Below are 7,734 nucleotides of genomic sequence, written 5' to 3'. Positions count from 1 at the left end.
GTGGGGACGGTGGGGACGGTGGTGCCGGGATGGGCATCGGGCTTTGCGGTGCAGGCAGGGTGGGCTGCGGGAGTTCGGTCAGCCGGACAGGCTGAAGGCATAGCCGGCATCGAGTTCGGCCTGGGTCGCTGCGCGGATATCCATGACCTCGAACATGAAGTGCAACCGCTTGCCCGCCAGCGGGTGGTTGCCGTCGACGCGCACCTCGGTCTCATTGACGGCCGTCACCACGAAGGGGCGGGCGCTGCCGTCCGGGGCCTCGCCCTCCAACTGCGTACCGGGCGTGCGTGCCTCGGTGGGGATCGCCTCGAGGGGCACGGCCATTTCCAGGGCGGGGTCACGCTCACCGTAGCACTCGGCCGGTTCCAGGTGCACCTCGGCCTTGGCATCGACGGTCAGGCCCTCGAGCACCTGCTCGACCTTCGGGAAGGCCCCGCCATACCCGCCGTGCAGATAGATAAGATCATCACGGTAGGCCAGCGCCTGTTCGCTGCCCTGTTCGAAGACGACGTACCGCAAGCGCACGACCTTGTCCTTGCCGATGCGCTGGTAGTTGTGCCGCTTGATGAATTGAACGGGTTTGGTGTCCATGAGGCCTCACCGAAGAAAAATAGATGCACCGTAGTATATCGGTCCCGTGGGGTGGGGAAATCCCCAATAGGCATCGGGTTGAGTGATTGACATATGCTGTGTCATGACAAAATTGCGTATAATCGCGGCTCAAGTGCGGCCCCTGCTGCCACCTGGACATGACCATGACCAAGCCCATCACGTCTGCCCGGTCCACCCCGCCCATCTTCGATGATTTCGACACCGAGGACGATACGGTCTACGACCCCGATTTCGAGGCCATCATCCGTCAGATGCTGGTACGCATTGGCGAGGATCCCGCCCGCGAAGGGCTGAAGCGTACCCCGTTGCGCGTCGCCAAGGCCATGGACTTCCTCACCAGCGGCTACGCCATGACCGTGCAGGATGTGGTGCGTAATGCGGTCTTCGAAGAGCAGTGCGAGGAGATGGTCATCGTCAAGGACATCGAGTTCTACTCGATGTGCGAGCACCATATCCTGCCATTCTTCGGCAAGGCGCACGTGGCCTACCTGCCGAACAACAAGGTCATCGGTCTGTCCAAGGTCGCGCGCATCGTGGATGTCTTCGCGCGTCGCCTCCAGGTCCAGGAGCGTCTGACCAATCAGATCGCCGATGCCATGATGGAGATCCTCAACCCGCACGGGGTCGCGGTTATCATCAAGGCCAGTCATTTCTGCATGATGATGCGGGGCGTGCAGAAGCAGAACAGCTCCACCGTCACCAGCGCCATGCGCGGGACCTTCCGCGAGAATGCACGCTCCCGCGCCGAGCTGATGGATCTGATCAAGGACTGAGGCGTGCCCGGCGATTCGAGGCGGCGACGCGAGGCAACTTTGCGGTGGTACCGCGGGTGCCATTCGTCAACCTCAGCGCAATCCAGGTTGCATCGGATCGTCGCGCTCGCCATCATCTTCTGATGCCACATATTGCACGCCAGCCCGAACGACTCAAGCCTCTGGAGCAGCTCTGCTTCAGCAACAGCTACGCCCAGCTGCCGGAGGATTTCTTTGCCCGCGTGCTGCCGACACCGCTCGCTGCGCCCTACCTCGTCAGTTTCAATCCGGCCGCCGCGGCCCTGATCGATCTCGATCCGGCGGAGGCCGGGAGGCCCGACTTTCCGGTGATCTTCAACGGCGGCAAGCTGCTGCCCGGCAGCGCCCCCATCGCGATGCTGTACGCGGGACACCAGTTTGGCCACTACGTCCCGCAGCTCGGCGACGGCCGTGCAATCACCCTCGGTGAGGTCCTGACGCAGTCTGGGGCGCGCTGGGAATTGCAGCTCAAGGGAGCGGGACAAACGCCCTTCTCACGCGGTGGCGACGGGCGCGCGGTACTGCGTTCGACCATCCGCGAGTATCTGTGCAGCGAGGCGATGCACGGGCTCGGTATCCCCACCACGCGCGCGCTGTGCATCATCGGCTCCGACGAGGAGGTCTATCGGGAGTCCATCGAGACGGGTGCGATGCTGCTGCGCATGGCGCCGAGTCACGTGCGCTTCGGTTCCTTCGAGGTGTTCTACTACCGCGGCCGCTTCGATGCGCTGCGCACGCTCGCCGATTACATGATCACGCACCACTACCCGGAACTTGCCGACCGCGCCGACCGCTATCTCGCGCTCTATCGGGAGGTCGTGGTGCGCACGGCGCGGCTGCTCGCCGACTGGCAGCTGGTGGGCTTCGCGCACGGCGTGATGAACACCGATAATATGTCCATGCTCGGCCTGACGCTGGACTATGGCCCCTTCGGCTTCATGGACGGCTACGAACCGGACCTCGTCTGCAACCATTCGGACCACCATGGCCGCTACGCCTTCGACCACCAACCGGACATCGCCTTGTGGAATCTGAGCTGCCTCGGCCAGGCCATGCTGCCCCTGTTCGACGAGCGTATGGAGGTGGCGGCGGAGCAGGCTGTGGCCCAGTTCGCCGTCTATAGGGAGACCTTCCAGACCTGCTATCAGGCCGGACTGCGCGCCAAACTGGGCCTGCGCGAGGCGCGGGCCGGCGATCAGGAGCTGGCCGAACGCCTGCTGGCGCTGATGGCCGCTGAGCGCCGTGACTACACCACGACCTGGCGTCGACTCGCTGAGTTGGGCAGCACCCAGCCGGCTGCTGTTACGGCCGCGGGCAAGGACGCGCTACGCAACCAGTTCATCGACCGCGAGGCATTCGATCGCTGGACAGACGACTACGGCACGCGCCTGCGCGCCGAACACAGCGACGACCCGACGAGACGGGCCGCCATGAACCGCATCAACCCCAAGTACGTCCTGCGCAACCACCTGGCCCAGAACGCCATCGAATACGCCCGTGACCACCGGGACTACAGCGAGATCGACCGGCTTCTGCGGGTCCTGCAGACGCCCTTCGACGAGCATCCCGAGGCCACCGATCTGGCGGAGCCGGCACCGGATTGGGCGCGAGCCCCCGCCGTAAGCTGTTCATCCTGAAGCCAAACTGCCTACCATGACTTAACCGGCGGGCCTGCTGTGTACGCACCGGGCCGTGGCGTCGGCGCGCGGGGTCGCACACCCGATCCGCCAAGCTCCTAGCCGGCGATCCAGCCTTGCAACGCCTCGATCAGGCCCTGCGCCTGGTCCTTGCTTGAAATATTGAACTTGGATTTCTGTGCGTATTCGCCGCCGCGCTTCTGGTAACGACGGATGGTGAAGCGGTCGGGACCATAATCCGCCTTGGCCTTGTCCCAATCCTGGTAGCGGAAGATCACGGTCGACCAGGCGCCCTTGGACAGGATTTTCTTGTCCAACTCCTTGACCAGCAGTACCCCGTCTTCTTCGTAATTGACAGTCAGATCATTGACATCAGAAACCATAACCAGTCTTCCCCACGTGTTGTCGGTCGCGTGACGCGAGGCATACTCTGGCGTCTCGCACCCGGTTCGTCAAATACCAGCACCAGCCCAGGACCGCCGATCCTGGCCGGCCCGGTGTGCGCTAAAGGGTGAATTTGAGTCGCAATCCACGCCTGGACTGTGACCCATTTCCGCTTTCATGTCACAGACAATACTAGACCTGCCGCTACATAAATCAGTAACGTAACGGCGTCTCAGACTGCCTTTCAGTGGCCGGCCCACGCCGAACTCCTCAGTGAGAGGTCCGCGGATATGCCATCGACCAGCAGACAGCACCACCCCTTCCCGGCGCCCCGCAGCGACGACCAACCACTCGCCCCTTCCGCATCCAGCGGCGCAGCACGCCTGCGCGAACTCGAGCACCTGGCCGAAACGGCACGCCGGGTCCGTGCTCAGGCCGCGGCGGAGCTGGCCCGGCCGGGCTCGACCCACCACATCGCCCGCGACCGTATTGCGGCGGCGGAACGCATGCTGCATAAGGCGAAGAAGGAAATCGCGGAACTGCGGGCCGCCCTGGGGACGGCACATCCGTCCTTGCCCCAACCGCCCATGCCCCGGCCGGCGAGCGCCGCTCAGGATTTCGAACTGGCCGTTCTGTTGGGCCACCACGGCACGACGCGCCGCAGCCAGGGCGGACAGAACGCCAGCGGTCTCCAACTGGAGCGGGGTAAGCCCGCCCCGCGTCGACCCCAGACGGCGGCCGGCACCACGACCAAGACCACCGGGACGGTACCGTCCAGGGCGGCGGCCAGCCGCCACGCCGCTGCCCCAGTCAGTCGTGGCCACCGGTTGGCACTCGGGTTGCTGGTGGTGTTCGGCGTCGGCTTGGCCGGCTTCGGCCTGCACATGCTGAGCGGCGCCGGTGCGTGAGTGAGGCGTGAGGCGTGAGGCGTGAGGAGAAAACCCCTTTTGGCCACGGAAGCACACGGAAAAACACGGAAAGATCTTAGTGTACAAACCGTTTAACGATTACTCATTATTTCTAAAATCTCCTTGGTGTTTTGGCATTGAATGCAAGGGTGTGAATAATTTCGTGCCACCGGTGCTGCCTCAGATCCTCAGCCACTCAAGCTGAGAAACAATGCCCACACGCCCTTGGCAATGGATTTTTCCGTGTTTTTCCGTGTGCTTCCGTGGCCAAAAAAGGGTTTGCCTTTTACGCCTCACGCCTCACGCCTCGCTCCCTCACCCCCTCACGCCCGAAACACTTATATTTACTAGCGTAATTAATACCTTCGCTGTCGCAGGGCGGTCTTGGCCTGTTACACTACCGGCACACCACGATTCCGCCTTAAAGAGCGGCGCAAACTCTCAGTGCGGCATCCGCACGCGCTGACGACATGACGAGGAAATATGCCATGAGTGCACAAGTATCTGTTCGAACCGATGGCGAAGGGTTTCTGATTGACCGGGATGACTGGTCGGAAGAAGTCGCCCGTGAACTCGCCCGGATGGATGAGTCGGAAATCTCCGACGAGATCATGAACTACATCCTGGAGGCACGCCGCATGTACGATGAGGACGGTGTCGTGCCGCCCATCCGCAAGTTCGCCAAGGCAATGAGCGTCGACAGCAAACACTTGTACGACGTCTTCCAGAAGGGGCCGATGAAGGTGATCTGCAAGTGGGGTGGCCTGCCTAAACCAACGGGTTGCGTCTGACCCCGATCCGCACTGCGTATTGACCGAAACGCCGGCCTTGTGCCGGCGTTTCCACTGAGGGACTCAGTTCAACGCACGGACGAGATCCAGAACGGCAGCGGCATGACCCTTGGTGCTGACACCGTACAGTGCGTGACGGATAGTGCCGGCCTTGTCGATGACGAAGGTCGAACGCAAAATACCCATCTTCTTCATACCGCCCTTTTCCTTCTCCTGCCATACGCCGAACTGCTCACACACTTCGCCGTCGACATCTGCAAGCAACTGCATCGTCAGCCCGTGTTTGTCGCGGAACGCCGCATGACTACTGCAATCGTCGCGGCTCACGCCCACCACGGTGCAACCTGCACGCTCGAATTCGTCAGCGAGATGGGTGAAGTCCAACGCCTCCAGGGTACAGCCCGAGGTATCGTCCTTGGGATAGAAGTACAACACGACATGGTGCTTACCCTGCAGTGATGACAATGAGAATTTACGCAGATCTGCGTCCGGCAGATCAAAATCCGGCGCGGGTTGCCCGGCTTCCAGCATGATAGACCTCCGCTAACGGTAACTCAGACTCGGAGTACCGCCCGATGAAACAAGGGTGCCGACGGTGGCACGACCGCCATTATAAGTCCACCAGTCACTACTGTCCCATAAACCCAAAACCCGCATTTGCCACGGAGGTACACGGAAACGCACGGACAAGATCCTACGCTGCACACGACAGCCCACGTCACCCGCCAGGTGCTGAGGCAGAGCTTCGTGGCGCGATCTCATTTCGGTGTCCTTCCGCGTGCTCCCGTGGTTGAAGTGAGTTTTCAGGGTAAAAGTTATGGGACAGTGATGTCCTCCGGCATGAAAACCCGCCGCCACGCCGGCGGAACCGCGCAGGATAGTGTCCTGCCTCGGCTATGCTCAAGGGGAGACGGGTACCGGACCCATCATCCGCCGCGGGCAGATGTCAAAATCGGAGGCTAGCACCGTTCCAGCCGCCACGGGGTACGCTTGACCTGAAACTGGCCGACAATACTATGGTCAATACCAAGGTAAATAGCGGGCCGGTCATTCGGCGGGCCTTGGCTTAGACCCAGGCGACAAAAAAAGAGGGGGGAAGACATGCATCTGTCTGAACGCGTACGGGCCCATCTGGAGCGTCTGCACACCCCCTATGCCCTGGTGCCGCGGACGGGGGCGGAGACAGGGGCGCTGGGGGAGGCGGCCGAAGCCAGCCGCATAGACCCCGGAAGTCTGGTCCGCGCCGTACTGTTACAAGATGAACAGGGCCTGCTGCTGGCCATCTTGCCCGCCACCCACCTGATTGATTTCCAGACCCTCCGCGAGCGGCTGGGGCGCAACCTGAAACCTGCCGCCCCCGAGCTCGTGGCGGCCACCTTTCCGGACTGCGAGACCGGCTGCGTGCCGCCTCTCGGAATACCGTACGGGCTGGCAGCCATCATTGACGACGGCCTGGCGAGCAGCGGCCCGATCCACTTCGAGGCGGGTTACCGCGACAGCCTGATCCGCATACAGGGGTATGATTTCCGCATCCTCCATGCCGACAGTCTCCACGCCCCCATCGCGCGCCCCGTGAGCGTGCTCGAGAGCCGCGACAGCCGCGACTTCATGCTCCCCGGTGAACTCGACCGCCGCCATCCGTTGACCGCCCTGCGCCCGCATGAGGATATCCGCCGTGCCGTCGAGCGCATCGACCGCCTGCCCAGCATGCCGGAAATGGCCAACCGGTTGCTACGCCTGCGTAATGATCCGCACGCCGGGATCCAGGAGCTGAGCGACATCATCCAATACGACCCCAGCCTGACAGCACAGATCATCCGGTACGCGCGCTCTGCCTTCTTCGGTTTTCGTGGCAACATCGACACCCTGCCCCAGGCGATCACACGGGTGCTGGGTTTCGAGACGGTGCTGAACATGAGCCTCGGTCTGGCGGCCAGCCGGACGTTCCGTAATCCGGCCGACGGCCCGCTGGGATTGCAGAACTTCTGGCGGCACGCCGCCTACAGTGCCGCACTTGCGCAGGCGTTGGCCAAGCTCATAGGACCACGGTTGCCGCTGCAGCCGGGACTCGCCTATCTCGCCGGCCTCCTGCACAACTTCGGCTTTCTGCTGGCCGGGCATCTGTTCCGGGCGGAGTTCTTCCTGCTCAACCGCGTGGTGGCCGCCAACCCTCAGATCCCGGTGCCGCTGATAGAGCGCCGCGTGCTGGGGGTCGACCATACCGAGATGGGGGCCTGGCTGATGAGCGCCTGGAACATGCCGGAGGCCGTCGTCGTGACCTGCAGGGAACACCACAACGAGGCCTATGCGGGTGAGCATGCGGAGTATGCTCAGCTGATACAGTGTATCGACCACCTGCTGCGCGCGCACAATATGGGTGACGGTACAGAAGCGGAACCACCGACCGCGATTCTGGCCGCGCTGGGTCTCGATCTGCAGTCGGCCCGAGAGATCACGGCCACGTTGTTCGAGTCCAGCAGCGCACTGGACGCCATGGCGCGGCAACTGGCCGCCTGAAACCGGTAGCAACAGTACGCGCCTGGCAATCATCCATCGATCGGCAGCGCCTGCCGCCTCCGGTTAGGCCTGCCGCGCGATTGATGTCATGCTA

At 62.8% G+C, this 7,734-nt stretch carries 8 protein-coding genes; 5 read left to right on the top strand and 3 right to left on the bottom strand.

Annotated elements, in window-relative coordinates; translation table 11 throughout:
- Nucleotides 1–78 precede the first annotated feature (78 nt).
- On the bottom strand, nt 79–591 hold the full coding sequence (locus tag K8I04_04030) for a peptidylprolyl isomerase (GenBank protein ID MBZ0070883.1): 513 nt from the start codon (nt 589–591) through the stop codon (nt 79–81).
- A gap of 164 nt (nt 592–755) precedes the next feature.
- Here K8I04_04030 and folE point away from each other — a divergent pair, with 164 nt between their 5' ends.
- Both folE and K8I04_04020 read left to right on the top strand, forming a co-directional pair.
- A complete protein-coding gene (gene folE, locus K8I04_04025; GenBank protein MBZ0070882.1) occupies nt 756–1,385 on the top strand; it encodes a GTP cyclohydrolase I FolE in 630 nt (209 codons plus the stop codon).
- Nucleotides 1,386–1,507: 122 nt separating this feature from the next.
- Nucleotides 1,508–3,040: a YdiU family protein gene (locus K8I04_04020; GenBank protein MBZ0070881.1), complete on the top strand. Its 1,533-nt coding sequence runs from the start codon at nt 1,508–1,510 to the stop codon at nt 3,038–3,040.
- Between the two features lie 98 nt (nt 3,041–3,138).
- On the opposite strand, the gene K8I04_04015 is transcribed toward K8I04_04020, so the two are convergent.
- Nucleotides 3,139–3,423 (bottom strand): hypothetical protein, encoded by a 285-nt coding sequence (locus tag K8I04_04015; protein ID MBZ0070880.1) that lies wholly within the window; start codon nt 3,421–3,423, stop codon nt 3,139–3,141.
- Nucleotides 3,424–3,714: 291 nt separating this feature from the next.
- Between K8I04_04015 and K8I04_04010 the strand changes: the two genes are divergently transcribed.
- Entirely contained in the window at nt 3,715–4,332 is a 618-nt protein-coding gene (locus K8I04_04010) for a hypothetical protein (protein ID MBZ0070879.1), read from the top strand.
- 488 nt (nt 4,333–4,820) lie between these two features.
- Nucleotides 4,821–5,123: a TusE/DsrC/DsvC family sulfur relay protein gene (locus tag K8I04_04005; GenBank protein MBZ0070878.1), complete on the top strand. Its 303-nt coding sequence runs from the start codon at nt 4,821–4,823 to the stop codon at nt 5,121–5,123.
- A gap of 63 nt (nt 5,124–5,186) precedes the next feature.
- Here the strand turns inward: K8I04_04005 and K8I04_04000 are convergent, their stop codons facing one another.
- Nucleotides 5,187–5,654: a peroxiredoxin gene (locus tag K8I04_04000; protein MBZ0070877.1), complete on the bottom strand. Its 468-nt coding sequence runs from the start codon at nt 5,652–5,654 to the stop codon at nt 5,187–5,189.
- Nucleotides 5,655–6,224: 570 nt separating this feature from the next.
- Here K8I04_04000 and K8I04_03995 point away from each other — a divergent pair.
- A complete protein-coding gene (locus K8I04_03995; GenBank protein MBZ0070876.1) occupies nt 6,225–7,640 on the top strand; it encodes an HDOD domain-containing protein in 1,416 nt (471 codons plus the stop codon).
- Nucleotides 7,641–7,734 lie beyond the last annotated feature (94 nt).

The organism is Gammaproteobacteria bacterium, from assembly GCA_019911805.1.
In the GTDB taxonomy this organism is placed as follows: Bacteria; Pseudomonadota; Gammaproteobacteria; order Thiohalobacterales; family Thiohalobacteraceae; genus JAHJQQ01.
Note: the sequence above shows the minus strand (reverse complement) of the source record. Positions and strands in the feature narration are given on the sequence as shown.

Excerpts from the sequence above, each read along its gene's own strand:
- K8I04_04030 (MBZ0070883.1), bottom strand. The coding sequence starts at position 591 with ATGGACACCAAACCCGTTCAATTCATCAAGCGGCACAACTACCAGCGC.
- folE (MBZ0070882.1), top strand. The coding sequence starts at position 756 with ATGACCAAGCCCATCACGTCTGCCCGGTCCACCCCGCCCATCTTCGAT.
- K8I04_04020 (MBZ0070881.1), top strand. The coding sequence starts at position 1,508 with ATGCCACATATTGCACGCCAGCCCGAACGACTCAAGCCTCTGGAGCAG.
- K8I04_04015 (MBZ0070880.1), bottom strand. The coding sequence starts at position 3,423 with ATGGTTTCTGATGTCAATGATCTGACTGTCAATTACGAAGAAGACGGG.
- K8I04_04010 (MBZ0070879.1), top strand. The coding sequence starts at position 3,715 with ATGCCATCGACCAGCAGACAGCACCACCCCTTCCCGGCGCCCCGCAGC.
- K8I04_04005 (MBZ0070878.1), top strand. The coding sequence starts at position 4,821 with ATGAGTGCACAAGTATCTGTTCGAACCGATGGCGAAGGGTTTCTGATT.
- K8I04_04000 (MBZ0070877.1), bottom strand. The coding sequence starts at position 5,654 with ATGCTGGAAGCCGGGCAACCCGCGCCGGATTTTGATCTGCCGGACGCA.
- K8I04_03995 (MBZ0070876.1), top strand. The coding sequence starts at position 6,225 with ATGCATCTGTCTGAACGCGTACGGGCCCATCTGGAGCGTCTGCACACC.